This is a genomic window from Aromatoleum diolicum (assembly GCF_012910955.1).
Taxonomy (GTDB): Bacteria; Pseudomonadota; Gammaproteobacteria; order Burkholderiales; family Rhodocyclaceae; genus Aromatoleum; species Aromatoleum diolicum.
Map to the genome: position 1 here is coordinate 71820 of NZ_WTVQ01000017.1, position 25310 is coordinate 97129.

The 25310-nt window shown below is 67.0% G+C and carries 23 protein-coding genes; 10 read left to right on the forward strand and 13 right to left on the reverse strand.

Features of this window, described 5'->3' with window-relative positions:
• Positions 1–102 precede the first annotated feature (102 nt).
• Positions 103–897, forward strand: a complete 795-nt coding sequence (locus GPA25_RS11755) for a hypothetical protein (protein ID WP_169260578.1) — start codon at positions 103–105, stop codon at positions 895–897.
• A 135-nt stretch (positions 898–1032) separates the two neighbouring features.
• Here the strand turns inward: GPA25_RS11755 and GPA25_RS11760 are convergent, their stop codons facing one another.
• From GPA25_RS11760 to GPA25_RS11775, 4 genes are all read right to left on the reverse strand, one after another.
• Positions 1033–1776 carry a Mut7-C RNAse domain-containing protein gene (locus tag GPA25_RS11760; protein ID WP_169260579.1) on the reverse strand — a complete coding sequence of 248 codons (744 nt, stop codon included), beginning with the start codon at positions 1774–1776 and terminating at the stop codon, positions 1033–1035.
• A 17-nt stretch (positions 1777–1793) separates the two neighbouring features.
• Positions 1794–2342 (reverse strand): DUF2946 family protein, encoded by a 549-nt coding sequence (locus GPA25_RS11765; RefSeq protein WP_169260580.1) that lies wholly within the window; start codon positions 2340–2342, stop codon positions 1794–1796.
• A 67-nt stretch (positions 2343–2409) separates the two neighbouring features.
• Complete coding sequence (locus GPA25_RS11770; RefSeq protein WP_169260581.1) at positions 2410–3801, reverse strand: sensor histidine kinase; 1392 nt, start codon at positions 3799–3801, stop codon at positions 2410–2412.
• A gap of 140 nt (positions 3802–3941) precedes the next feature.
• Complete coding sequence (locus GPA25_RS11775) at positions 3942–4619, reverse strand: response regulator (RefSeq protein ID WP_169260582.1); 678 nt, start codon at positions 4617–4619, stop codon at positions 3942–3944.
• 114 nt (positions 4620–4733) lie between these two features.
• On the opposite strand from GPA25_RS11775, the gene GPA25_RS11780 reads away from it, so the two are divergent.
• The gene (locus tag GPA25_RS11780; RefSeq protein ID WP_169260583.1) at positions 4734–5807 is read left to right on the forward strand and encodes an ABC transporter substrate-binding protein; all 1074 of its coding nucleotides are present in this window, start codon (positions 4734–4736) and stop codon (positions 5805–5807) included.
• Positions 5808–5882: 75 nt separating this feature from the next.
• Complete coding sequence (locus GPA25_RS11785) at positions 5883–6962, forward strand: PA0069 family radical SAM protein (protein WP_343034908.1); 1080 nt, start codon at positions 5883–5885, stop codon at positions 6960–6962.
• Between the two features lie 10 nt (positions 6963–6972).
• Here the strand turns inward: GPA25_RS11785 and GPA25_RS11790 are convergent, their stop codons facing one another.
• From GPA25_RS11790 to GPA25_RS11805, 4 genes are all read right to left on the reverse strand, one after another.
• Positions 6973–7380 carry an acyl-CoA thioesterase gene (locus GPA25_RS11790; protein ID WP_169260585.1) on the reverse strand — a complete coding sequence of 136 codons (408 nt, stop codon included), beginning with the start codon at positions 7378–7380 and terminating at the stop codon, positions 6973–6975.
• 84 nt (positions 7381–7464) lie between these two features.
• On the reverse strand, positions 7465–10170 hold the full coding sequence (locus GPA25_RS11795) for a CoA-binding protein (protein WP_169260586.1): 2706 nt from the start codon (positions 10168–10170) through the stop codon (positions 7465–7467).
• A gap of 28 nt (positions 10171–10198) precedes the next feature.
• A complete protein-coding gene (locus tag GPA25_RS11800; RefSeq protein WP_169260587.1) occupies positions 10199–11485 on the reverse strand; it encodes an ATP citrate lyase citrate-binding domain-containing protein in 1287 nt (428 codons plus the stop codon).
• A 265-nt stretch (positions 11486–11750) separates the two neighbouring features.
• Positions 11751–12815: a porin gene (locus tag GPA25_RS11805; RefSeq protein ID WP_169260588.1), complete on the reverse strand. Its 1065-nt coding sequence runs from the start codon at positions 12813–12815 to the stop codon at positions 11751–11753.
• 179 nt (positions 12816–12994) lie between these two features.
• On the opposite strand from GPA25_RS11805, the gene cutA reads away from it, so the two are divergent.
• The 6 genes from cutA to nusB all read left to right on the forward strand — a co-directional run bounded on the left by cutA (position 12995) and on the right by nusB (position 18079).
• Complete coding sequence (gene cutA / locus GPA25_RS11810; protein ID WP_169260589.1) at positions 12995–13351, forward strand: divalent-cation tolerance protein CutA; 357 nt, start codon at positions 12995–12997, stop codon at positions 13349–13351.
• Between the two features lie 124 nt (positions 13352–13475).
• Positions 13476–15299 (forward strand): protein-disulfide reductase DsbD, encoded by a 1824-nt coding sequence (gene dsbD / locus GPA25_RS11815; RefSeq protein ID WP_169260590.1) that lies wholly within the window; start codon positions 13476–13478, stop codon positions 15297–15299.
• Positions 15300–15386: 87 nt separating this feature from the next.
• A complete protein-coding gene (locus GPA25_RS11820; RefSeq protein WP_169260591.1) occupies positions 15387–15992 on the forward strand; it encodes a riboflavin synthase in 606 nt (201 codons plus the stop codon).
• Positions 15989–17077: a bifunctional 3,4-dihydroxy-2-butanone-4-phosphate synthase/GTP cyclohydrolase II gene (gene ribBA / locus GPA25_RS11825; RefSeq protein WP_169260592.1), complete on the forward strand. Its 1089-nt coding sequence runs from the start codon at positions 15989–15991 to the stop codon at positions 17075–17077. The genes GPA25_RS11820 and ribBA overlap by 4 nt, the downstream gene beginning before the upstream one ends.
• Positions 17078–17162: 85 nt before the next feature.
• Positions 17163–17633 (forward strand): 6,7-dimethyl-8-ribityllumazine synthase, encoded by a 471-nt coding sequence (gene ribH / locus GPA25_RS11830; RefSeq protein ID WP_169260593.1) that lies wholly within the window; start codon positions 17163–17165, stop codon positions 17631–17633.
• Complete coding sequence (gene nusB, locus GPA25_RS11835; protein WP_169260594.1) at positions 17630–18079, forward strand: transcription antitermination factor NusB; 450 nt, start codon at positions 17630–17632, stop codon at positions 18077–18079. The genes ribH and nusB overlap by 4 nt, the downstream gene beginning before the upstream one ends.
• Before the next feature lie 55 nt (positions 18080–18134).
• Here nusB and GPA25_RS11840 read toward each other — a convergent pair whose 3' ends face one another.
• From GPA25_RS11840 to GPA25_RS11860, 5 genes are all read right to left on the reverse strand, one after another.
• Entirely contained in the window at positions 18135–19331 is a 1197-nt protein-coding gene (locus GPA25_RS11840; RefSeq protein WP_169260595.1) for an amino acid aminotransferase, read from the reverse strand.
• Between the two features lie 165 nt (positions 19332–19496).
• The gene (locus GPA25_RS11845; protein WP_169260596.1) at positions 19497–20897 is read right to left on the reverse strand and encodes a DEAD/DEAH box helicase; all 1401 of its coding nucleotides are present in this window, start codon (positions 20895–20897) and stop codon (positions 19497–19499) included.
• Between the two features lie 436 nt (positions 20898–21333).
• Positions 21334–21612 (reverse strand): HU family DNA-binding protein, encoded by a 279-nt coding sequence (locus tag GPA25_RS11850; RefSeq protein WP_169260597.1) that lies wholly within the window; start codon positions 21610–21612, stop codon positions 21334–21336.
• Positions 21613–21751: 139 nt separating this feature from the next.
• Positions 21752–22849 carry an alkene reductase gene (locus tag GPA25_RS11855; protein ID WP_169260598.1) on the reverse strand — a complete coding sequence of 366 codons (1098 nt, stop codon included), beginning with the start codon at positions 22847–22849 and terminating at the stop codon, positions 21752–21754.
• 111 nt (positions 22850–22960) lie between these two features.
• Positions 22961–23890: a LysR family transcriptional regulator gene (locus tag GPA25_RS11860; protein WP_169260599.1), complete on the reverse strand. Its 930-nt coding sequence runs from the start codon at positions 23888–23890 to the stop codon at positions 22961–22963.
• Positions 23891–23992: 102 nt separating this feature from the next.
• Between GPA25_RS11860 and aptA the strand changes: the two genes are divergently transcribed.
• On the forward strand, positions 23993–25300 hold the full coding sequence (gene aptA / locus GPA25_RS11865; RefSeq protein ID WP_169260600.1) for an omega-aminotransferase AptA: 1308 nt from the start codon (positions 23993–23995) through the stop codon (positions 25298–25300).
• The last annotated feature ends 10 nt before the right edge of the window (positions 25301–25310 follow it).

A 25310-nucleotide genomic window follows, 5' to 3' on the forward strand; every position in this document is an offset into this window, starting at 1 on the left:
TCATCGCCGGAGTCTCCCGCGTCCGCCGCGGTTGAGACCTCCGGACCCGCATCAGTCACCGTTTTCAGTTCGCCAGAACCGGCAATGAACAGGAGAAACATCATGCATTCTCGACTCAAGCGCCACGTGCTGTCGGCGCTGTTGATCGCAGCACTCGGCGGTTCGGCAGGTGTGACGCTGGCACAGACCGCCTCCGGCGACATCAATTCGGCTGCGGCGAGCTTCGATCGCACCGCGAGCAGTGCTCCGACCCGCGCCGCCGAGAACATGTCGCAGGATTTTTCCACGCTGGCCGGCAGCGAGTCCAACGCCCTGACCCTGATTGAAGGTCTGCGCAGCGGCACGCCGATCACGCTGGAATCCGAAACGCCCGAGACCGAACCGGTAGCGATCACGCCGAGCGCGCCGATGGGTTACGGCAACGTCTTCATCACCCTCGCCCTGGCGCAGGCCAGCCTGACCCGGGCCGGCATCACCGACCCCACGTCGGCCGAACTGGCGACGGCGCTCACCGGCGGAACGATCCTGATCAATGGTCAGGAGACGAACTTTGAGGGCATCCTGACGATGCGTGCTGCCGGCATGGGCTGGGGGCAGATCGCCAAGGAAAACGGCTTCAAGCTGGGACGGGTGATCAGTGCGATCAAATCCGGCAATGAGCGACTGGCCAAGTCGATCAAGTCCGGTGACGCACGCAGCGAACGCGCCGCCACCAAAGCCCTCGAAAAATCGGACAACCGCGCGCGGACCGACGTCGCCGCCAAGGGCGACCGCCCGGTGAAGCTCGAACGCGTGTCGCGGCCGGAGAAAGTCGAACGTGTCGAACGTCTGGAACGTGTCGAGCGTCCGGAAAAGCCCGAACGCCCGGAAAAAATGGAACGTCCGAGCAGGAACTGAGCACCTCTCGCAGGGGGCGAATGCAGACCGTTCGCTCCCTCGCAGTCCCTTCAGGGCCGATTGGATCGTCCCCGACGGGCGACCGGTCCCGGACGCCGCCCTGCCTGCCCGGGGGCGGCACGGCGCAGTGAACAGTCACTGATCCGGCAGCAAAGTCTCGATCAATTCCCGCATCCGCACCCAGTGCGAGCCTTCCCAGAACACGCGCTTGCACACGTCGCAGGTGCTGAAACGCTGGCAGCGCTCGCGCACGCGCGGCGGCAGGCGGTGTTCGACAAGGGTCTTGTCGATCGCGTGCAATGGGGCGTTGCACGCGAGACACAGCGTAAAGGGCCGCGCGCTGCGGGCGAGGTCGAGGCGGTCGAGGATTTCCGCGAACTGCTGGGCCGGCTTCAGCGCATGCACGTAACAACCGTGGCTAATGGTACGGCGTTTGAGCAGTTCGCGATCGCGGGTGAGGACGACACGGCCGTCACGGGTGGCGATGGCCTCGATCTCGGGGTCGGCGAAGTTGTTGTCGTAAAGCGTGTCGAAACCGGTCATGCGCAGCAGGCGCGCGAGCCCGCCGAGGTGGGCGTCGGCAACGAAGCGTGTGCGGCGCAGCGGGTGTTCACGCACGCGCAGCAGCGGCGTGATGTCGAAGGCCTCGAACTTGGGATACACGGCGACGCGGTCACCGTCGCGCAGCAGGCGGTCGAACATCGACGATTCGCCATTCACCAGCACCAGTTCGACTTCGGTGTGCGGTACGCCGAGCGCTTCGATCATGTGCTTGACGGTGGCGTCGCGCGCGCAGGGCGTCGTGAATTCACGGTAACGACGTTCCGGCGCGAGGAAGTCGTTGAGTTCTTCGTAGAAGCGGAAGGTCGCCGTCACCATGGCCGCTGGGGGTGAGTTCAGGGCGTCGGGCGCGGCCGAAAGCCGAAGCGCGCGGGCACCTCGTCACGCGCGATGGACTGCAGCGGCAGTCCGTGCCAGAACACGCCGGCACCACCTTCCATGACATCAAGCAGCGCGGTGTCGTCCGCAGGGCTGCCGTCGCCACGCTGGCAGGCGGCAAGGAACGCGGCGAGGTCGCGGTCGTCGAGCAGCCCGATCCCGGCCGCGGTGTGCAGCAGCACGCTGCCCTCCTCGTCCAGATAGGCGGCGTCGGGGGCGCTGGCGGCGATGCCGGTGTGGGTGCCGAGCCCGCCGTCCGGGTCCAGGCGGAACACCCACGGTGTGTAGTCGAGCATCACGAACACACGCTGCGGGCCGTTATGCACCAGCCAGTTGCCGGCGCCGTCGCTGCCGTAACTGTTGTTGAGGAAGCGGATCAGGCCAGGGTGCGCAACCGGCTCGCCCTGCAACCGCCAGAGGCCGCGGCGATCGAGCGACAGCCAGTCGTAGCAGGCGGGGACGTCGGGCCAGCGGGCGATCGCTGCAGGGTTCGGGGTAGACATCATCGACGGAGTGCGGATCACAAAGCGTCAGGATAGCGCGCTATGGCCCGGCGCGCAGGAGCGGACGAGCTTAGGCCAGGGGAAGCTCGATCTCCACGCACAGCCCGCGCCCGCCTTCGCCGTCCTTCAACGTGATCTTGCCGCGGTGCGCCCAGCAGATCTCGCGCACGATGGCGAGGCCGAGGCCGCTGCCTTCGGTGTCGCGCTGGCCGAGGATGCGGTAGAAGCGCTTGAACACGTTCTCGCGCTCGGCCGCGGGGATACCGGGGCCCTCGTCGCTGACGCTGATCACCGCCACGTCGCCCCACGCGCCGGCCGCGACGACGACATGGGCGTCGGGCGGGCTGTAGCGGATGGCGTTGTCGATCAGGTTGGCGACCATCTCGCGCAGCATCGCGGCGTTGCCGTGCAGCGTCAGCGGCGCATCCGCGCCTTCGTAGGCGAGGTCGACGCGCTTTTTCAGCGCCAGCGGCACGAGCTCGATCGCGACCTCCTTGACCAGCGCGGTGAGGTCGAGCGGCGCGCGTTCGCCGATCAGGCCGTTGACCGCCTCGGCGTGCGACATCGCGAGCATCTGGTTGGCGAGCCGCCGTGTCGAGTGGATGCTCGCCAGCAGGCTCGCGAGGGTGCGGCGCATCTCGGCCGGGTCATCCTGACGCAGGCCGTATTCGGCCTGGGTGGTGAGCACCGCGAGCGGCGTGCGGATCTGGTGCGCGGCGTCGGCGAGGAAGCGCCGGCGCGCGACGAGCATCGCCGACAGGCGCTCCATGTGGTGATTGATCGCATCGATCAGCGGACCGACCTCGCTCGGCACGTTGCCGGTCGGCACCGGGGTCAGGTCTTCCTCGTCGCGCTTGCGGATCGCTTCGCGCAGTTCGAGCAGCGGACGAAAGGCCGACGTCAGCGCGAGCACGATCAGCAACGCCCCGACGCCGATCAGCGCGAGCTGGCGGCGCAGGCTGTCGAGGAACAGGTCGCGCGCGAGTGCGGTGCGCGCCCCGGTGGTTTCGGCAAACACGATCAGCACCGCGTCGCCGCCAGTCAGCGCCGGGTCGTAGAGGCGCTTTCGCATCGCGCCGAGGCGCACATCCTGGCCGCGGTAGCGCGCATTGGTAATACGCACTTCGCCGCTGTCCGGCGGCAATTGCGCTGGGGCGAGGTCGGCATAGCCGGTGAGCAGTTCGCCGCCGGGCGCGACGATCGCGTAGAAAATGCGCTCTTGCGCACTGTCCTCGAACACTTCGAACGCGGAATACGGGATGTCGACATGGATCTCGCCGGCCAGCGAGTGCGTGCGTTCGCCCACCGACTTGATCGACGCGGTAAGCGAGCGGTCGTAGGCGCGATTCACGACCTCGAGCGCACTGCGGTAGGACAGCACCGCATTGATGACGAGCAGGATCAGCAGCGGCGGCAGCAGCCACCAGCCGACCCGCCGGCGCAGGCTGTAGCGCGGTCTCATCGCCGCCGGCTGCGCCCGGAGCTGGCGAAGAAATCGTCGCGAGCGGCCCGAGTTCGTCCCGAGAAGCGCAGCCGTACAAGTGGTACGGCGAGCATCGCAGGGGCGAAATCGGGCTGCGCAGTAGATTTATTCACCAGCGCTCAGTCCGCGGGCGCTTCGGCGAGGAGGTAGCCGAGGCCGCGCAGGGTGCTGATCGCGACGCCGGAACCTTCGAGCTTCTTGCGCAGGCGGGAGACGTAGATTTCGATCGCCTCGACGCGCGCCTCGGCGTCGAAGTCGAACACCTTTTCGAACAGCGCCTCGCGCGCGACCGGCCGACCGACACGCGACAGCAGCGCTTCGAGCACCGCCAGCTCGCGCGGCGTCAGCGCCAGCGGCTTGCCCTCGACCGAGACCATGCGCGTGGTGGTGTCGAATTCGAGCCGGCCGATGCGCACCAGCGGCACGAGATTGCCACTGCGCCGCAGCAGCGCCTTGATGCGCGCTTCCAGCTCCGCCAGTTCGAAGGGTTTCGGCAGATAATCGTCGGCACCGAGGTTGAGCCCCTTGACGCGGTCTTCGGTAGTGCCGCGCGCGGTGAGCACCAGCACCGGCGTCGGCGCGCCCTGCTGGCGGCTGCGTAGGCGGCGCAGCACCTCCAGCCCGTCGAGGCCGGGCAGCGACAGGTCGAGGATCACCAGGTCGTAAGCCTGGCTGCGCAAGGCGTGATCGGCATGATCGCCGCGGTCGAGCACGTCGAGCGCATAGCCTGCGTGGCGCAGCGCTTTCGCAACCCATTCGGCAAGTTCGGCGTGATCCTCGACAAGCAGCAGGCGCATGGTGGGCCTTGAAATGAAATCGAAAGTGAAGCGAAAGCCTGGCTGTTCATTATTGTCGCAAAACGCCGGGCCGGCCAAGCCGCGGGCCAGTAAGCGGCGACCGGAGGAGAAGGGATGATCGGGATTCGACAGTTGCTGTGCGCCGCGCTGCTGCTCGCCGCGCCTCCGGTTTTCGCGCAGGCGACACCCGACCGCCTCGCGGCGGCGGTGCGCGAGGGCGGCAAGGTGGTCGTGTATGCGGCGACCGACCGTGAAATCGTGCAGCCGGTGCTCGACGCGTTCGAAGCGCAGCATCCGGGCGTACGGGTCGACTACCACGACATGAACTCGGCCGACCTGTATCAGCGTTTCGTCACCGAAGCCGCACAGGGCGGCGGCGCCGACGTGCTGTGGAGTTCGGCGATGGATCTGCAGGTGAAGCTGGTGAACGACGGCTACGCTCAGCCGTACCGCTCCGCCGAAACCGTGGCGCTGCCGGCGTGGGCAGTGTGGAAGGACGAAGCGTTCGCCACCACCTACGAGCCGACCGCGCTGGTCTACAGCAAACGCGGGCTCGCCAAGGAGGAGGTGCCGGACACCCACGCGGCGCTGATCCGCCTGTTGACCGAACAGCCGGCGCGCTTCCGCGGGCGGCTGGCAACCTACGATCCGGCCCGTTCGGGCCTCGGCCTGCTGCTGCACAGCCAGGACGCGCAGGCCAATCCGACCGCGTTCTGGCAGCTCGCCCGCGCGATGGGTGCCGAACATGTCGAGCTGCACGTCAGCACCGCGACGATGCTCGAACGCATCGCGTCCGGCGAGGTGCTGATCGGCTACAACCTGCTCGGCTCCTACGCATACTCGCGCGCGCAGCTCGACCCGGCGATCGGCGTGGTGTGGCCGCGCGATTACACCCTGGTGCTGAGCCGCGTGGCCTTCATTGCGCGCAAGGCGCCCCATCCGGCCGCCGCGCGGCTGTGGCTGGATTTCCTGCTGTCGGAGCGCGGCCAGACGATCCTCGCCGAGCGCGCCGGCCTGTTCTCGGTGCGCGAGGACGCCGCGGGCAAGACCGCCGCATCCGGCCTGCGCCAGCAACTGGGCGGCGCATTCCGGCCGATCGCACTGGGCACCTCGCTGCTCGCCTATCTCGACCAGATCAAACGGCGGGACTTCCTGCGCCAGTGGGAGGCGGCGATGCAGACGCAATAGGGCCCAAATCGGCGTCCGAACCCGGCGCGACCCGGGGGAGTCATAGTCGGAAGCGTGGAGCATTCGGGGGCTGACGTGGACAACGGAAATTCGGGCGGGGGATTCCGCGGACGCGGCGCCGGATCGAACACCGCGTCACGCTTCCTCGCCTGGGAACGGGTGCCGGACGTCGATCCAGGCGACGAAGCGGTGACCGGCGCAGCGCGCGTGCCGACGACGCTGTTCGACGATCGCGCCAAGACCGTGATCAGCTGGAACGCATCGCCGGACATTCCGTTCGACCGCTCGGTGAATCCCGCGAAGGGCTGCGAGCACGGCTGCGTCTACTGCTACGCGCGACCGACGCACGCCTATCTCGGCCTGTCGCCGGGCCTCGACTTCGAGACCAAGATCTTCGTCAAGCGCGACGCGGCATCATTGCTGCGACAGGAACTGATGCGGCCGGGCTATCGCCCCGGCGTGCTCGCGCTCGGCGCGAATACCGACCCCTACCAGCCCGTCGAACGTGAGCTCGGCATCACGCGCGCGATCCTCGAAGTCCTCGACGCGTTCGGCCATCCCGTCTCGGTGACGACCAAAGGCGCGCTCGTCGAACGCGACATCGACATCCTCGCGCGCATGGCCGGGCGCGGCCTCGCGCAGGTCAACATCTCGCTCGCCACGCTCGAACCCGAACTCGCCCGCCGCATGGAGCCCCGCGCCGCCGCCCCGCATCGCCGCGTCGAAACGCTGCGCCGTCTCGCCGCCGCCGGCATCCCGACCGCCGTGCTGGTCGCGCCGGTGATCCCCGCGCTGACCGATCACGACATCGAACACGTCCTCGAAACCGCCGCAGCCGCCGGCGCGTCGCAAGCGTACTACGTGCTGCTGCGCCTGCCGCTGGAAGTCCGGGATCTCTTCGTCGACTGGCTCGAGCGGCATTACCCGGACCGTGCGAAGCATGTGATGAGCCTCGTGCAGCAGGCACGCGGCGGCCGCGACAACGACCCGCGTTTCGGCAGCCGCATGCGCGGCACCGGCGACTATGCCGACCTGATCCGGCAGCGCTTCCGTCTTGCGTGCCGGCGCAACGGGCTCAATGCCCGCACGCTGGAATTGCGCACGGATCTCTTCGGTCGCCCGGACTCGGCGACGCCCCAACTCGCGCTGTTCTGAGCGGACGCGCTCAGGCGGCGTCGCCAGTACCCGCGCTGATGACGCGCGGGCGCCCCCCCTGATCGAGCGCGACGAACACGAAAGTCGCGTCGGTGACCTTGACCCGCTCCTCGCCGTCCCGCGAGCGTCGCCAGGCTTCGACCTGGATCGTCATCGACGTGCGGCCGATGCGCGTGATCTCGGCGTGGAGACTCACCTCGTCGCCAATGAACACCGGCTGCAGGAAGGTGATGCGGTCCACCGACACGGTCGCGCAGCGGGTGCGGGCGCGGCGCGCGGCGACGTTGCCGGCGGCGAGGTCCATCTGTGCCATCAGCCAGCCGCCGAAGATGTCGCCGGCGGGGTTGGCGTCGGCGGGCATCGCGATGGTGCGGATCGCGGGCTCACCGCGCGGGGTGCCTGCGGGGTGTTCTTTCATGGATATCTCCGGACAAAATCGGTAGGAACGCGGGAAATCCGCCACGGCGACGGACCGGACAGTCCGCCGCACGCGGCACACGCCTCAGCTGACGAAGCGGCACTGCGAAGCCGGCGTGCGCGTATCCATATTACGACCGCGATTGAGGTGATCGTCGACTTCGGCAGCGCAACCCAGCATCCGCGCGTACAGGAACACCGTGAAGGCCGCCGACTCGAGCGCCGCCTCGCCAATCTCGCCGGCGCGCCACGGTTTCCACGTCAGTTTCAGCAGCAGCGCGGCGATCACCGCGTCGATATTCACGCAATACACCGTGCGCGACACGCCGGCCTCGTGCAGCGCCCGCACCAGCGTGCGGTAGAAGTCGTGGAACACGTTGGATTCGCCCCGCGCGTCCATCAGATCACGGATGAACACCTCGCGCGGATCGACGTTCACCGGCCGGTCCTTGAACACCGGGTGATTCACGCCCGGGATCTTGCGCACGTCGAGGCTGCCGGCGGACTTCGCGCCCGCCTTGTAATGCGCGTAGTCGTCGGCGTAGCGCCGCGCGAGCGCCGCGAGGTCGATGCCATGCGCCGGATCGCCGGGATCGGCGAGCGCGCTGTCGCGGAACTGCCCGATCAGGAACTGCACGCCTTCGAAGCCGTTGCCGCCGTGTGCGTAGCCGGTATGCGTCAGGAAGCCGACGAGTGCCTTGTTGAGCTGCACGCGCTGCGGCGACTCCGGGCCGTCGGCCGACACCGCGCCTTTCGCACCCTGCGCCGAGATCGTTCCGGGGCCGTTGGTCAGCAGGATGCCGACCAACGTCTGGAACGCGAAGAGGTCCGCAGCGTCCGGGGCACGGTCGAGCAGCGCTCGGCAAGCGACCTCGGTGATCGAAGCCTCGCCGAGCAATTTTTCCATCGGGATGCCGCAGAAGCTCTCGGGCCGGTGACGGTCGGCAGCCGTCGAGGCGCCGATCAGCGTGCCGAAGAGCCGCATCCACCACGGCAACGTCTCGACGGTGAGGCGCGACACGCGCTTGCGCATCAGCGGCCCCCACGCCAAGGTCGTCGTCACCGCGGCAAGCACCGCGTCGGCGCTGACCGGGCGACCGAGGCTGCGCAGATAGCGCACGAACACCGAGCGCGCGGCACGCGCATCGAGCCCCGCGAGCATCGCATCCGCCCGCGTGTCGGGCACGTCGGCGGCGACGAGACGGACGAGCGCCTCGTCGTCGGCAAGGGCACCAACGTTGAAATCCTCGGCGAGCGCATCGCGCAACCCGGCCTCGCTGAAGCGCTCGATGAACGCAGCGGCGATTGCGCGCGCCCGTTCGGCGCGCTTCGGGCCGACGATCGAAAGCGCCGAGGCGAGCACCGAGTTCGGCGCATTGCCCGCGTCCCGCGCGGCAACCGCGGCGGCAAGCGCCGGATCGCCATAGAGGTTCACGCAAGCCGCGAGCGCGACATTGACCAGCTTGCGGTCGTTGTCGCCGCCCGCTTCGCGCAGTAGCGCGAGGCCGACGTTCGCCTCCAGCGGCAGACGCGCCGCCTCCAGCACGCTCAAGCCGTGCAGGCTCGACACCTGGGTCTTCGGATCCATCTTCGACGCGCCCGATGCGTCCTTCAGCGTCTCGCGCGGGAACACCGCGCCGACCTGCTTCGCAAGCGCAGCGATCTGCGCGCGGTAAGGCTCGCCCGCCGCAACGACCGGCAGGTCGAGCTTTTCCGGCAGCGCGATGCCGAGGTTCGCGCCGAACCACGGTTTGAGCTCCATCGTGCCTTCGGGCGCAAAGTCCGGCAGCGTCGCGTTCGCGCGCATCACCGCGGTCAGCGCCGCCGGAATATGCGCGATATTCGTGACGACCGCGCCCTTCGCCGAGAACACCGGATTCTCCGGCGTGTACAGGCCATCGACGCCGAACTTCTCCATGAACCAGCGTTCCTTCGCCGCCGCGTCGTCGTGGCCGCCCGCCATCGCGCCGGCATGGCCGACCGCGCGCGTGAGCTTGGCCTTCCAGCGGCCGACGACGCAGGCGACGACCGGCTTGGTGAACTCGGCGTCGCGCTCGTAGTAGCCGCCGGGCTCGCAATAGAGCACTGCGGCCTTGCTGCGCGCGTCGTTGGCGAGCGCGAACGCGAACTCGGGCGCCGCGTAGTGGATGTAAACGTCCTTGCCGCTCGACACCAGCGTCGTCGTACCCCAGCCCGCCATGCGCAGATACTGCGCGATGGTCGTCGTGAAGCCGCCGGAATTCGACAGCACCGCGATCGAGCCGCGCTTGAGCGTATCCGACGGACTGTCGCCGCCGAGCGCGCCGCCGATGCGCACCTGGTTCCACGCATCGGCCACCCCGAGGCAGTTCGCGCCGAAGATGTCGATGCCGTGCTGCTGGCCCATCGCGCGGATCTCGCGTGCGTCATGCACGGAAATCTTCTCGGTGATGATGAAGATCTTCTTCAGTTCCGGATTCACGCGGATCAGTTCGGCGACGCCATCGCGTGCGGCCGACGGCGGCAGATAGACGACGCCGCAGTTGAAGCGGTGGCCGTCGTCGAGGCCCTCGCGCACGCTGTTGTAGACCGGGATGTTGCCGGCCGGCGTCTCCAGCACTTGGCCGCGCCGCCCCGGCGAGGTGCCGAACACGACGTTGCCGCCGGACCACGCGTGGCCGACCGGCGTCACCTCGCTCGACTCGCCGCCGAGAATGTTCAGCACGCACACCCGATCGTGTTGCGTCGCGATCTGCGACAGCGAACTGATCCCCACGTAATACTTGAAATCGCCCACACCCTGCTGGTACATGCCTGTCTCCTTGAATTCTTCTACGCGTTCAGACGGCCGTCGCCGCGGTGATGCCGAGCCTGCGTGCCACCACTTCGCGGCCGCCGGCCTTCATCCATTCGTTCACTTCGCGCGCGTAATCGACGACCTCGCTCATCGCCGAGTCGAAGCCGAACAGGCGATACGGCAGGCCCAGCGCCTCGCAGGTATCGCGCATCACGCCCATGCCGCGCACCAGGTTCGGACCGCCGCGGCCGACAACCACATACAGCGGGGTCGGGCCGTTCCGGCTGAAATGCTCACGCAGCGCATCGGCCATCGCGCGGAAGGTCTCGAAGATGTCGGTGTTGTTCGACTTGCCGCCGATCACGAACAGCACGTTCGACTGCGCGAGCCAGTGCTTGAAACAGATCGCCGCGACCGACTTCATCTTTTCGTAGGGCGGATTGCCACCGAAGTCCGACGAAATGATCGCGTCGTCGCCGAGCATTTCGGTGACCAGCGAGTTCGCGCCACCGCCGAAGGTCGGCGCGAGAATCGTGCCGTGCTCGTTGATCACATAGACGTCGCTCTGCCCCTGGTGCGTGCGCAGCTGGTTGATCTCCTGCTCGAAATCCGAATAGTCGGCGGCGAATAAATGCGCCGGCAGGTTCAGCCGGTGCCAGCGCGGGTCGTCGCGGTCGAAACCGCACTTGAAGTCGCACGCCACCGGCGTCAGTCGCCCGCGGCGGTCCGGGCGCATGCGGATCGGGTTGAGTTCGAGCGTCGTCATGCCGAAGTCGTGGTACAGCTCCCACAATTTGGGGAGCTGCTGCACCAGCGGCGAGATGATCTCCTTCGGCGCACCGATGTCGGCGAGCGCGTTGGCGACGACGAAGGCCTTCAGGCCGGTCAGCGGATCGAACGGGATCTGCGCCACCTGTGTGCGATCGAGCTCCTCGATGTCCATGCCGCCGCAATGCGTCAGGGTCATCGTCGGCGCGCGGAACTGGGTCGCGTCGGTGATCGAGAAATACACCTCATGTTCGGCCGGCACCGCCGCCTCGAAAGTCACGCCGTTCGCCTTCGCGACCTGGTTGCCGTGGCGGTGCTCGACGAAATACAGGCGCTCCTTCTCGGCGAGCGCGCTCTTCAGGTCCTTCGCGCGGCCGATCAGGCCGGCCTTGCCCTTCTTGCCGACGCCGCCCTTGAACACCGGCTTGACGAACACCGAGCCGTGGCGCTCGATCAGGTCCTTGATCGCCTCCTCGCTGGCGTCTGGGCCGAGGACCTCGGCGGCGGGGAAGTCGGCAAAGCGCAGCAAATTCGCGCCGTGAAGCATTCCGGTGATCTGCATTGTGGCTGTCTCCGTGGGATGGGTTCTTGTGTGAGTACCGATGCTGCGGCAAGCGCCTTTCGGAACGCTTTCGCTGCGGGCGCGACACTGCACGACGCAAACACATGAATGGGGCACGAAGGGACAGCGCAAGCGGCGCAGACGCGGCCGGGACATCAGCGGCCGGTAAACGAAAAACGACCCCGAGCAGCGAAAGACTCCGCCATTCAGGGTCGCAGAAGGGTGCCTGTCGAAGACACCCGAGGAGAAACGTCGTTCTTCTTGCTTAGAACTTGTGCCGGATACCCGCCATCACGACGCGCGGATCGTCGCCCGCCGCCGGTGTCAGATTGCCGATCGCGTAGTTCGCGTTGTCCTTGTTGGTGAGCTGCGAGTAACCCGTATATAGAGTAGTACGCTTTGACAGATCGTGCAGGTAATACACGGACCAACCGTGAGCATCTTCACCCGCGGCGTCTTCCGATTCATTGCGGTTCGCGTAGCTGATCGCGACCGTGCCCTGCGGACCGGCCTTGATCTCGGCGCCGATATCGTAGGTGCGCGCCTTGCCGTCGCCCTGGCTGCCGCTTTCCTTGTCGCGCGTGTAGGCGAGGTAGGCCTTGACCGGACCGAAATCGTAGGAGAAGCCCAGGCCGTCGGTGCGCACCTTGCCGCCGGTGGCGTCGCGCTGCATCGACTGCGTCACCAGCGAGCCGGCGATCGGGCCGTTCTTGTACAGGCCGGCGATGCCCCAGCCGTTGCCTTCGCGGCGCGCGTCGCTGCTCGACCCGTTCTTCTCGCCCAGCCAGTAGCCGACGTCGGCCGAGAACCCGGCGAATTCGGGCGAACGGTACTTCACCATGTTGTCAAAACGCACCTCATAGGCGGGCCTGACGCTGCCGGCCTTGCGTGACAACAGGCCGGGGCTGCGGTCGGCGCTGCCGGTCGCATCGAACGGGTCGATCGCGACGAAGGCTGGCGAATACTGGCGCCCCAGGGTCACCCGGCCCCAGCCGCCCTCGAGCCCGACGAAGGACTGGCGGCCGAACAGGCGTCCGCCCTGCTCGGAGCCACCGGCCGACGGATCGAAGCCCCCCTCCATCGTGAAGATCGCCTTCAAGCCGTTGCCGAGATCCTCACTGCCGCGGAAGCCGAAGCGCGTGCCGTTGAGTTCGCTGTGATCGACGCCGGTGCGCCGCTGGCTTCCGGCCCGCTCGACGGCGAGGTTGATGTCGATCAGGCCGTAGATCGTCACGTTGGAGTTGGACGGCGCCGGCGACTGCGCCTGGGCGGCCAGCGGGGTGGCAAGCGCCAGGGCAATGACGGTTGCCGGCAGGGTTTTCCGATGCATGTGTGCTCCTCCATTATTAGCTGTAGTGACCCGCAACACCGACCTTGCGGCACGGGCACGGAAGGCATTGAACGCCCATCAGCTTTCGATCAGCTTTCGATCCCTGTCGCCCCGCATCACCCGCCCCGCCGCCCCGCGAGTCTGGGACAATTGGCCATTGCCTGCCGCGGAGACGCCCGATGACCGAAGCGCTTGTCGTCCTCACCAACTGCCCCGACGCCGAGCACGCTGGTGCCCTTGCTGCGCAACTCGTCGAACGCAAACTTGCCGCATGCGTGAATATGCTGGCGCCGTGCCGCTCGGTTTACCGCTGGCAGGGGACAATCGAGACCGCGGACGAGGTGCCGCTGCTCATCAAGACCACCCGCGATCGCTACCCGGCGCTGGAGGCGGCGATCCGCGAGCTTCACCCCTATGAACTTCCCGAAATCGTCGCGGTCCCTATAGTGCGGGGTCTGCCCGCGTACCTCGACTGGATAGCCGCAGAGACTGCACTGGCACCCACCGGGGACGCGACGGCCCCGCCCGATTCATGACAGGCGCACGGCTTCCGCGCGCCTGTCGCGCTTCCGAATCCGGTTTGTCTTGATCCAAATCGAAGGCCCGCCGCTGCAGCCGTCCTACAATCCAGCCCAACTGCAACGCCCCTACCCGCCCCCCATGCACCGACTCCTGTCCCTGATTGCCCTGCTCGCGAGCCTGTTTGCCCTTTCCACCCCCGCGCAAGCCGCGGATTCGCCGATGCGCCCGGAAGAAGCCTTCGTGGTGTCCGCGCAGGCGCTCGATGCCCGGACGGTCGAAGTCACCATCAAGATCGCCGCTGACTATTACCTCTACGGGGACAAATTCCGCTTCCGCGCCGATCCCGCCGGCGTCACGCTCGGTACGCCGCAGCGGCCGCCGGGCAAGATCAAGCAGGACGAGTTCTTCGGCGAGGTCGAGACCTACCGCAAGATGGTGAAGATCCTGCTGCCGGTGACGGCGCCGGACGGCGTGACGATGTTCCGCCTGACCGCCACCAGCCAGGGCTGCTGGGACGGCGGCATCTGCTACCCGCCCAACGAGCAGCACGCCGACATCGACCTGCTCGCGAAACCGGTCAAGACCGGCGGCAATTTCTTCGATGGCCTGCTCTCCGGCGACGACAGCGCCGCGACCAAGACGAGCGCCGACGCTGCCGTCGATGGCGACGAGAGCGGCCGCATCGCGGGCATGCTGCGCAACGCCAGCGTGCCGCTGGTGCTCCTGAGCTTCTTCGGCTTCGGCCTGCTGCTGTCCTTCACGCCATGCATGTTCCCGATGATTCCGATCCTCTCCGGCATCATCGTCGGCCACGGGCACCACATCTCGCGCGGGCGCGCGCTCACGCTGTCGCTGGTGTATGTGCTGGGCATGGCCATCACCTATGCGGCCGCGGGCGTCGCCGCCGGGCTGTCCGGCACGATGCTGTCGGCGGCGCTGCAGAACGCCTGGGTGCTCGGCGCCTTCGCGCTGGTGTTCGTGCTGCTGTCGCTGTCGATGTTCGGTTTTTACGAACTGCAGCTGCCCACCGCGCTGCAAAGCCGGCTGTCCTCCACCGCCAGTCATCAGCAAGGCGGCAACCTCGGCGGCGTCGCGGCAATGGGCGTGCTGTCGGCGCTGATCGTCGGCCCCTGCGTCGCCGCGCCGCTCGCCGGCGCGCTGCTCTACATCGCCCAGACCGGCAATGCCCCCCTCGGCGGGCTGGCGCTGTTCGTCATGGCGCTCGGCATGGGCGCGCCGCTGATTGCCGTCGGCGTCGCCGCACGCTCGGTGCTGCCCAAGGCCGGCCCGTGGATGGAAGGCATCAAGAAAGCCTTCGGCGTGATGCTGCTGGCCGTCGCCGTGTGGCTGCTGACCCCCGTCGTGCCGCCACTCTTGCCGATGCTCGCGTGGGCCACGCTGCTGGTGTTCTCGGGCATCTTCCTGCACGCCATCGACCCGCTGCCCAGCCACGCCAAGGGCTGGCAGCGCTTCTGGAAGGGCGTCGGCGTGGTACTGCTGATCGGCGGCGCGGCAATGCTGGTCGGCGCGCTGGCCGGCTCGCGCGACCCGCTGCAGCCGCTCGCGGTGCTGCGCGCCGAAGTCTCGTCGGCCACGGCCAGCCAGCCGCTGCGTTTCGAAAAAGTTGCCTCGGTCGCCGAACTCGACGCACGCCTGGCCACCGCCGACCGTCCGGTGATGCTCGACTTCTACGCCGACTGGTGCGTGTCGTGCAAGGAGATGGAACGCTTCACCTTCAGCGACAACGCGGTGCAGGCGCGCATGAACCGCATGCTGCTACTGAAGGCCGACGTCACCGCCAACAGCGACGACGACAAGGCACTGCTCAAGCGCTTCAACCTGTTCGGGCCGCCGGGCACGATCTTCTTCGACGCTGCGGGCAAGGAGCGCGACGGCCTGCGCGTGGTCGGCTTCATGAAAGCGGAACCCTTCGGCGCGGTGCTCGATCGCGCGCTGCGCTGACCCACGCCGCGTCCGGCGCGGCGATTTCACCGCATTTCGCCGCGCATCGCCTACAATTGCCCCTCCATCACTCGCGCGACCTCCCCCATGTTTTCCGGAATCGTGGCCGCCTGCGGCCGAATCGAACGCATCGAACCCCTGCAGGACGGCGTACGCCTGACCGTTAACGCCGATGGCCTGGACCTCACCGACGTGCAGCTTGGCGACAGTATCGCCAACAGCGGCGTGTGCCTGACCGTGGTGGCCCTCGACGGCTCGCGCGTGCAGTTCGACGTATCGCGCGAAACGCTCAACTGCACCACCGGCCTCGATGAAGTGGGCAACGAAGTGAACCTCGAAAAGGCACTGCGTCTGGCGGATCGTCTCGGCGGACACCTCGTCACCGGCCACGTCGATGGCGTCGGCGACGTATTGAGTTTCACCCCGGTCGGCGAGAGCCACGACCTCGTCATCCGCGCCCCCGCCGCACTGGCCGGCTACATCGCGCGCAAGGGCTCGGTCACCATCAACGGCGTCAGCCTGACCGTCAATCGCGTGCACGGCGACGAGTTCTCGATCAACCTGATCCCGCACACCGTCGCCGTCACCAATCTCAAACAGCTCGAAGCAGGCAGCCGGGTCAACCTCGAAATCGACCTGATCGCCCGCTACGTCGAACGCATGCTCGCCTGGCGCGAGGAGTCCGCACAATGACCGCCCTGTCCCCGATCACCGAAATCGTCGAAGAAATGCGCGCCGGCCGCATGGTCGTGCTGGTCGACGAAGAAGACCGCGAGAACGAAGGCGATCTCGTGCTTGCCGGCGAACACGTCACGCCGGAAGCGATCAACTTCATGGCGAAGTACGGCCGCGGCCTGATCTGCCTGACGCTCACCGAAGCGCGCTGCCGCCAGCTCGGCCTGCAGCTGATGGTGCGCGACAACCGCTCGCCGCACGGCACCGCCTTCACCACCTCGATCGAAGCGGCCGAAGGCGTCACCACCGGCATCTCCGCGCACGACCGCTCGCGCACCGTGCAGGCTGCCGTCGCGCGCCACGCCAAACCTTCCGACATCGTGCAGCCCGGCCACATCTTCCCGCTGATGGCGCAGAACGGCGGCGTGCTGATCCGCGCCGGCCACACCGAAGCCGGCTGCGACCTCGCCGCCCTCGCCGACCTCGAACCCGCCGCGGTCATCTGCGAAATCCTCAAGGACGACGGCACCATGGCGCGCCTGCCGGACCTGGTCGAGTTCGCGAAGGAGCACGGCCTCAAGATCGGCGCGATCCGCGACCTGATCCAGTACCGCTCCTCGAACGAGCACCTGATCAAGCGCGTCGCCGAGAAGGACGTCGACACCCCGCACGGCCGCTTCCGTCTGTTCGCGTTCGAGGACAAGACCACCGGCGAAGTGCATTTCGCGATGTCGAAGGGCGATATCCGTTCCGAGCGCGAGACCCTCGTGCGCGTGCACGAGCCGATCTCGGTCGTCGATTTCCTCGACGCCGAAAGCGCCCGCCACACCTTCCCGGTCAACCAGTCGCTCGCCCGCCTCGCCCAGGCCGAGCAGGGCGTGATCGTGCTGCTGTACCGCCCGCAATCGGGCAGCGAACTTCTCGCGAGCCTGACCGGTGACGGATACCAGCCGCCGAAATGGGACGCGCGCCTGTTCGGCGTCGGCGCCCAGATCCTGCGCGATCTCAATGTCGGCAAGATGCGGCTGCTGTCCAGTCCGCGCAAGATTCCGAGCATGGCCGGCTTCGGCCTGGAAATCACGGGCTTCGTCGAGCCCGTCTGACGACCGCTTCCGGCCGGCTTTCACGCCACCTTTCATCCACCGGGCGCCCCCGCGCACCCGGCCATTCGTCACTCAAGAACCCGCTATGGCACGCTACGACAACATCCCCGAATTCGAACCCGACCTGGACGGCCGCGGCCTGCGCATCGGCATCGTCATGAGCCGCTTCAACCAGGACGTGTGCGAAGGCCTGCTGTCGGCCTGCACCGCCGAACTGCAGCGCCTCAACGTCGCCCCCGATCTGATCCGCATCGCCACCGTGCCCGGCGCGCTGGAAATCCCGCTGACGCTGCAGATCATGGCGCGCAGCGGCCGCTACGATGCCCTTATCGCCCTCGGCGCGGTGATCCGCGGCGAGACCTACCACTTCGAACTGGTCTCGAACGAAATGGGGGCCGGCATCAACCGCATCGGCCTCGACACCGGCCTGCCGATCGCCAACGGCGTCCTCACCACCGAGGATGACGACCAGGCGCTCGCGCGCATGCAGGAAAAAGGCTCCGACTGCGCGCGCACCGCGGTCGAGATGGCCAAACTGCTGCGGTTGCTGAAATGAGCGGCAAGGCTGCCCGCCGCCGGGCGCGCGAATTCGCGCTACAGGGAATCTATCAGTGGCTGCTGTCCGGCAACTCGATGCCGGTGATCGAGGAGCACGTCGCGCAGGTCTCGGGTTTCGACAAGGCCGACCGCGAGCTCTTCATCAGCCTGCTGCGCGGCACGCTCGCCAACGTCGAGGCGCTGCAGGAGGAGTTCACGCCCTTCATCCACCGCCCGGTCAATGAGCTGTCGCCGGTCGAACGCGCGATCCTGCTGCTCGCGACGCACGAACTCAAGCACAACATCGAAACACCCTACCGCGTCATCATCAACGAAGCCATCGAACTGGCAAAAAGCTACGGCGGCACCGACGGCCACCGCTTCGTCAACGGCGTACTCGACAAGCTCGCCGCGACGCTGCGCGCCGTGGAAGTGAACGCCGCGCGCGAAGCCGGCAAGCGCTGATCACCCTGTTGCATGCCGTCCGGTTTTGCCGGACCGCATGCAATATCGCAAGAAATCAGTCCTTCAGCACCGCCGCCATCGACGACGCCACGTAATCGACATTGCGATTATTGAGGCCCGCCACGCACATGCGGCCCGAACCCACCAGATACACGGCGAATTCCTCGCGCAGGCGATCGACCTGCTGCGGCGTCAGTCCGGTGTAGCTGAACATGCCGCGCTGCTTGATGAAGTAGCTGAAATCGCGTCCCGGCACCTTGGCGCACAGGACGTCATAGAGCTTCTGGCGCATCGCCTTGATACGCTCGCGCATCTCGGCCACCTCGCCCACCCATTGCGCGTACAGGCCGGCATCGTTCATCACCGCGGCAGTGATCCGGCCACCGTGGAGCGGCGGGCTGGAGTAATTGCGGCGCACCGTGAATTTCAATTGACCGAGCACGCGCGCGGCCTCTTCGGCATCCTTGCACACCACCGACAATCCGCCGCAGCGTTCACCATAGAAGGACAGGTTCTTCGAGAACGAGTTGCTGACGAAGAAACTCACGCCGGCATCGGCCATCGCACGGATGGCGTAGGCGTCGTCGTCGAGGTTGTCGCCGAAGCCCTGATAGGCAATGTCGAGGAAGGGGATCAGCCGGCGTGCCGCGGCAACCGCGATCACCTGCCGCCACTGTTCCTGCGACAGATCGACGCCGGTCGGATTGTGACAGCACGGGTGCAACAGCACGATACTCTGCGGCGCCAGCGTCTGCAGCGTCGCCAGCATCTCGTCGAAGCGCACTCCGCCAGTCGCCGCATCGTAGTAGGGATAGTCGTGCACCGCGATGCCGGCGCCTTCGAAGATCGAACGGTGGTTGTCCCAGGTCGGGCTGCTGACCCACACGTCGCTACCCGGGAAATAGCGCTTCAGCAGGTCGGCGCCGACTTTCAGCGCACCCGAGCCGCCAATCGTCTGGATGGTCGCGATGCGGCCGGCCCTGAGCGCTGCGTTGTCGGCGCCGAACAGCAGTTTTTGCACCGCGGCGCGGTAGTCGGCCGCGCCTTCCATCGGCAGATAGGGCCTCGGCGTCGGCGTCGCGGCATAGACGGCCTCGGCCTTCTGCACCGAACCGAGCAGCGGAATGCGGCCTTCCTCGTCGTAATAAAGCCCGATACCGAGGTTCACCTTCTGCGGGCGCGGGTCCTGGTGAAAGGTTTCAACCAGGGTAAGGATGGGATCGCCGGGATAGGCGTCGACGTGTTCGAACATGGGAAACGGCTCCTCCATAGTGGGTTTGCCTGACGTCACGCCGTGCCGGCGCGTCGCCGCTGCAAACGCCAAGTATGACACCACCGTGAACGCAGCGGGCCCGGGCGCGCATGCTGGATGCGCCACCCGGGCCCGCTTCCCCCACAACTACCGGAGGAAAATCAATCAGCCACGTGCAGCCGGACGCGGACGACGCGCACCTTCCGGACGGTCGCTGCCGAAACGGCCGCCTTCGCTGCGAGCGCCACCGTTCGCATCGCGGCCAAAGCCACCGCGACCGCTCGCGCCTTCGGACGTCCAGCCCTTGCTCGCCGCCGGACGGCCCTCGCGGGAATCACGCCCCCACGACGGGGCGCCGGACGAACGGCCGCCGAAACCCGGCTTGCCGCCGCCGCCGGTCGACGGACGACGCGGCGAGGACGGGCGCTGGGTCGGCTCCAGACCTTCGATGACGTGCACGGCCAGCGGCTTGCCGGTGAAACGCTCGATGGCGCGGATGATGCCCATCTCGCGCGGCCCCGAAAAGGTGATCGCGATGCCGTCGCGGCCGGCACGGCCGGTACGGCCGATACGGTGCACGTAGTCTTCGACCTGACGCGGTGCGTCGAAGTTGATGACGTGGCTGATGCCGGCGACGTCGATGCCGCGCGCGGCGACGTCGGTCGCGACCAGCACGCCGATGCGGCCCTGGCGCAGCTTGTCGAGCGTGCGGTTACGCGCGGTCTGATGCATGTCGCCATGCAGCGCCGCGGCCGAGAAGCCTTTTTCCTGCAGGCTCAGCGACACCTCTTCGGCACCGCGCTTGGTGGCGGTGAACACCACTGCCTGTTGCAGGTCGGCACCGCCGAGCAGCGATTCGAGCAGGCGGTTCTTGTGCACGATGTTGTCGGCGAACAGCAGGCGCTGCTCGATGTTGGCGCGGTTCTCGGTCGTCGGGGCGATTTCGATGCGCTGCGGGTTACGCTGCATCTTGCTCGCCAGGTTGCCGACCACGCCGTCGAGCGTTGCCGAGAACAGCAGGGTCTGGCGGCTGGCCGGGGTCGCGGCGACAATGGTTTCGATGTCGTCGACGAAGCCCATGTCGAGCATGCGGTCGGCTTCGTCGAGCACCAGCACTTCGATATCCGACAGCTTGAGCTTGCGGCGATTCAGGTGGTCGAGCAGGCGGCCGGGGGTCGCAACGATGATGTCGACGGGACGCGACAGCTGCTTCGCCTGGGCAAAGAACGGTGCGCCGCCGACGAGGCAGGCGGTGTTCAGATAGCGCAGATTGCGGGCGTAGGTCTTGACCGCCTTCTCGACCTGCTGCGCGAGTTCGCGCGTCGGCGTCAGAACCAGCACGCGCGGACCGGCGCCGGGAGCCGGCTTGCGGTCGATCAGCCGATGCAGGCTGGGCAGCGTGAATGCGGCGGTCTTGCCGCTACCGGTGTGCGAGGACACCATCAGGTCGGCGCCGGCCAGCGCGGCGGGGATCGCCTGCATCTGTACGGAAGTCGGGACGGTGTAGCCGGTGGTTTCGATAGCCTGCAGCAGCGATTCGTGGAGGCCAAGTTCCTTGAACGTCATGGGTTCTTCCTAGTGTTTCCGTCGCAACGGGTGGTCGCAACGGGATCGGGCCCGGGTAAGCGGGCCAATAAAAAAGCATCGCACCGTCCCATAGGGGACGCGGTGGCGGCAAGCGCGCGATGGGCTTGGGCCGGCCGGATTCCGTCAGACGGAAAACGACCGCGCATCGGCACCAACCGGCATTCGCGATGCCATACGATCAGAAGAACGAATGGAGTTCGACGGGAGGGTCGGGGGCGATGGGGCTGTGGATACAGTCCCTCGGCTGGGTCCGCGGAATCACTGTTCCGCGAGTTAAGACCTGCTAATAGACCGACTGCTGCATTGCACAACGACCGCAATGGTAGCCGATTTTGCCGTTTCGGGAAAGGAAAAAAAAGCGGGGCTCGACGCCGCCTGGCGTCGAGCCCCGCTTCGGTAGAGCAGAACGGCTGGATCAGTTGCCGTTCACAGCGCCCTTGAGGGTGGCGCCGGCGGAGAATTTCGGCACGCGCGAGGCAGCGATCTTGATCGATGCGCCGGTCTGCGGGTTGCGGCCGGTACGCTCGGCGCGCTCGGACACTTCGAACGAGCCGAAGCCGGTGAAGGCAACCTTCTCACCTGCGGCCATGCGCTCGGCAATGATGTCCAGCACGGCGGACAGGGCGCGGTCGGCCTGTGCGCGGGAGACATCCAGACGGTCGGCCAGGGCTTCGACGAATTCACCTTTGTTCATGCTTTACCTCGATTGGTGTGTTTGAGTTGTTCACGAATGCAATCTACCGGGCGGATTCTAGCACCGTCGCGGCTTGCAGGGCATTGCGGTGGAGCATGGATACAACATGAAAATACGTGTCCTGATTCACATCGACAGCTTATCGGGCGAGCAGCGGGTAATCGAGATAGCCCTTGTCGCCGCCCTGATAGAAAGTCCCGGGGTCGCACTCGTTGAGCGCGGTCTGCGTACGGAAGCGTTCGACGAGGTCGGGGTTGGCAATGAAGGGGCGTCCGAAGGCCACTGCGTCGCACACGCCGGCGGCCAGCGCCGCTTCACCGCGCGCCTGGTCGAAGCCACCGTTGGTGACGATGGGCATCGTCGTCAGCGGGCGAAAGTGGCGGCAGACTTCCTGCACGGCGCCCGTTGCGCCTTCGAGCTGGTTCGGCAGGTAGGGTTCGGTCAGATGCAGCCAGGCGAGCCCGTAGGAATTCGTGCGCTTCACGACGTGCTCGAACATCGGCAGCGTGTCCGCATCGACCGCCAGGCCGTGGAAGCGGTTCATCATCGGGTTGAGGCGGAAGCCGACACGCGACGCCGGCAGCTCGGCCGTGACGGCATCGAGCACCTCGAAGAAGAAACGTGCGCGGTTCTCGTGGCTGCCGCCGTATTTGTCCTCGCGCCGGTTCGAGATCGGCGAGAAGAACTGGTGGATCAGATAGCCGTTCGACGAATGGATCTCGACCCCGTCGAAGCCGGCCTGTACGGCATTGCGCGCGGCACGACCGAAATCGGCGACGGTCGCGGCGATTTCCTCGAGTGTCAATGCGCGCGGCGTGACGGTGCTCTGCAGCCCGGTCGAGGAGAACATCTGCCACTGCGGATTGACCGCCGACGGCGCCACCGGCAGCTCGCCGTCGTGGAACTCCGGCAGCGACAGGCGACCGCAGTGCCACAACTGGCAGACGATGCGCCCGCCCGCGGCATGCACCGCATCGGTCACGCGGCGCCAGCCGGCGACCTGGGCATCGGACCAGATGCCTGGCGTGAAGGGATAGCCACGCGCCTGCGCCGACACGATGGTCGCTTCCGACACGATCAGCCCGGCGCTGGCACGCATCGCGTAGTAACGGGCCATCGACTCGGTCGGCGCCGCTTCGGGGTTGTCGGCACGGCAGCGCGTCAGCGGCGCCATCACCACGCGATTGGGCAATGTCAGCGCGCCGAGGCGGACGGGGTCGAGCAGACGTGAAGTCATGGCATCTCCTGAAGCGCGGGGACGAATCACTCGGTCATACAGACCGTCATTCTGCCAAGACCCGGCGACCAATGCACGGTAATGCCCAAGAAATAAAAAAAGAGGTGCCTGTCAGTCAGGCGTGCGCCCTGCGTGCCGCGCCACGAGGATTTCCATGAAACGCCGCGCGATGCGACCGGGCGCCGGGTTGCGCGCCACCGACGCCTGCCATTCGCAGGCGTAGCGCAACGTTTCCGACGCCAGACGGACCAGTTCGCCACGCTCCTCGAACGGTCGCGCGTAGTGATCGGGCAGGAAGCCGATATAGCGCCCGGAGCGGATCAGCAACACGCTCGCTTCCTGCTCGAACGCGCGCGCGGCGGGCTGCAGGCCGAGGCGCCAGAAGCTCTCCATGTTGGGCGAGTGATAACCGAGGCCGACGAAGGCCGCGCGGCGCAGTGCCGCGTCGTCCGGCGGCTGCGCACCGCCGAGCAGCGGGTGCCCCGGGGCCGCGTAGAGCGGCAGGAATTCGTCGAACAGCGACACCGACACGAGGCTTTCGCTGGCGCGGTGGAAGGGGTGCACGGCGACGTGGAAACGCCCCTCGAGGAGACCCTTCTCGATCTCGCTGCTGCCGGCGACATGCACGTTGAGCGTCACCGCCGGCGCTTCGGCGCCAAACTCGGCGATGCTCTCGGCGAGGCGGCAGGCGGGATTCGAGACGATCTTGTCGAACATCGCGAGGTTCAGCTCGCCGCGCATGCCGGCATGCAGTTCGGCGACTTCGCTGCGGAAATGCTCGATCTGCGCCAGCAGGCGGCGCGCGGCGTCGAGCACCACCTGCCCTTCCTCGCTCAGCGCGAAGCCGGCGGGCCCACGCTCGCACAAGCGCACGCCGAGACGCAGTTCGAGGTCCTTGAGATGGCGACTGATCACCGAGCGACTGATATTGAGGCGCAACTCGGCCGCTGCCAGTCCGCCGGACTCGGCAATGGCGATGAAGACTCGCAACAGGCGGAGATCGGCTTCGGCGAGGCTGGCGAGAAGTGCGCGGGGTTTCATGTGGTTATTGTTTCATTCAATCGAAACCTTGCGTACGTGATCTGTAGTTTTTTGCACCCAGCCTTGCGCCTAGGATGAGCACTTCACTCTCCGGAGCTCCGCATGCCCCACGATCAGGCCTTCTGGCTGCCCTTCACCGCCAATCGCAGCTTCTGGAAATCCCCGCGTGTCATCACGGCGGCGCGCGGCCACTACTACACCACCGACGACGGACGTCAGCTGCTCGACGGTTTCTCCGGCCTGTGGACTTCGGGCCTCGGCCACTGCCACCCGAAGATCGTCGCCGCAGTGCAGGAGCAGGTCGCGACGCTGGATTACGCGATGGGCTTCCAGGTCACCAACGACAAGGCCATCGCGCTCGCGCGCGAAGTCGCGGCGCTGGCACCGGCGGGCATGGGCAAGGTGTTCTTCACAAACTCCGGCTCGGAATCGGTCGAAACCGCGCTGAAGATCGCGCTGGCCTGGCACCGCGCGCGAGGTGAGGGGCAGCGCACGCGCCTGATCGGCCGGGAGCGTGGCTACCACGGAGTGAACTTCGGCGGCATTTCGGTCGGCGGCATCGCGCCGAACCGCAAGGCCTTCAGCGCAAACCTGGTTCCCGGCGTGGATCACATCCGCCACACCTACAGCGCCGGCGACATGGCGTTCACGCGCGGTCAGCCGACATGGGGCGCGCATCTCGCGGACGATCTCGAACGCCTCGTCATGCTGCACGACGCCTCCAACATCGCCGCGCTGATCGTCGAGCCGGTGGCGGGCTCGACCGGCATCCTGGTGCCGCCGCTCGGCTATCTGCAGCGCTTGCGCGAGATCTGCGACAAGCACGGCATCCTGCTGATTTTCGACGAGGTCATCACCGCCTTCGGCCGCGTCGGCGCGCCCTTCGCCTCGACGCGCTTCGGCGTCACGCCAGACATCATCACGACCGCGAAGGGCCTCACCAACGGCGTCGTACCAATGGGCGCAGTGATCGTGCGCGACGGCATTTTCGATGCGCTGATGCAGGGCCCCGAGCACATGGTCGAGCTGTTCCACGGCTACACCTATTCGGGCCATCCGCTCGCAGCCGCGGCGGGCCTCGCGACGCTGGCGGTCTACCGCGAGGAAGACAGCTTCGCGCGTGCGCGCGCAACGGAACCCGTTTTCGCGGAGGAGATCCATTCGCTTCGGGGCGAGCCGCACGTGATTGACGTGCGCAACTTCGGCCTGATGGGCGGCGTCGAACTGGCGCCGCGCGAAGGTGCCGTGGGCGCGCGCGGCTTCGACGTGTTCCTGAAGTGCTTCGAGGCCGGGGTGGTCATCCGCAATGGCGGCGACGTCGTGCAGTTCTCGCCCTTCCTCGATTCGACGGCCGACGAACTCGGGCGCATCGTCGACACCGTGCGCCAGGCGCTGCGCAGCCTCGCCTGAGCGCGACAAC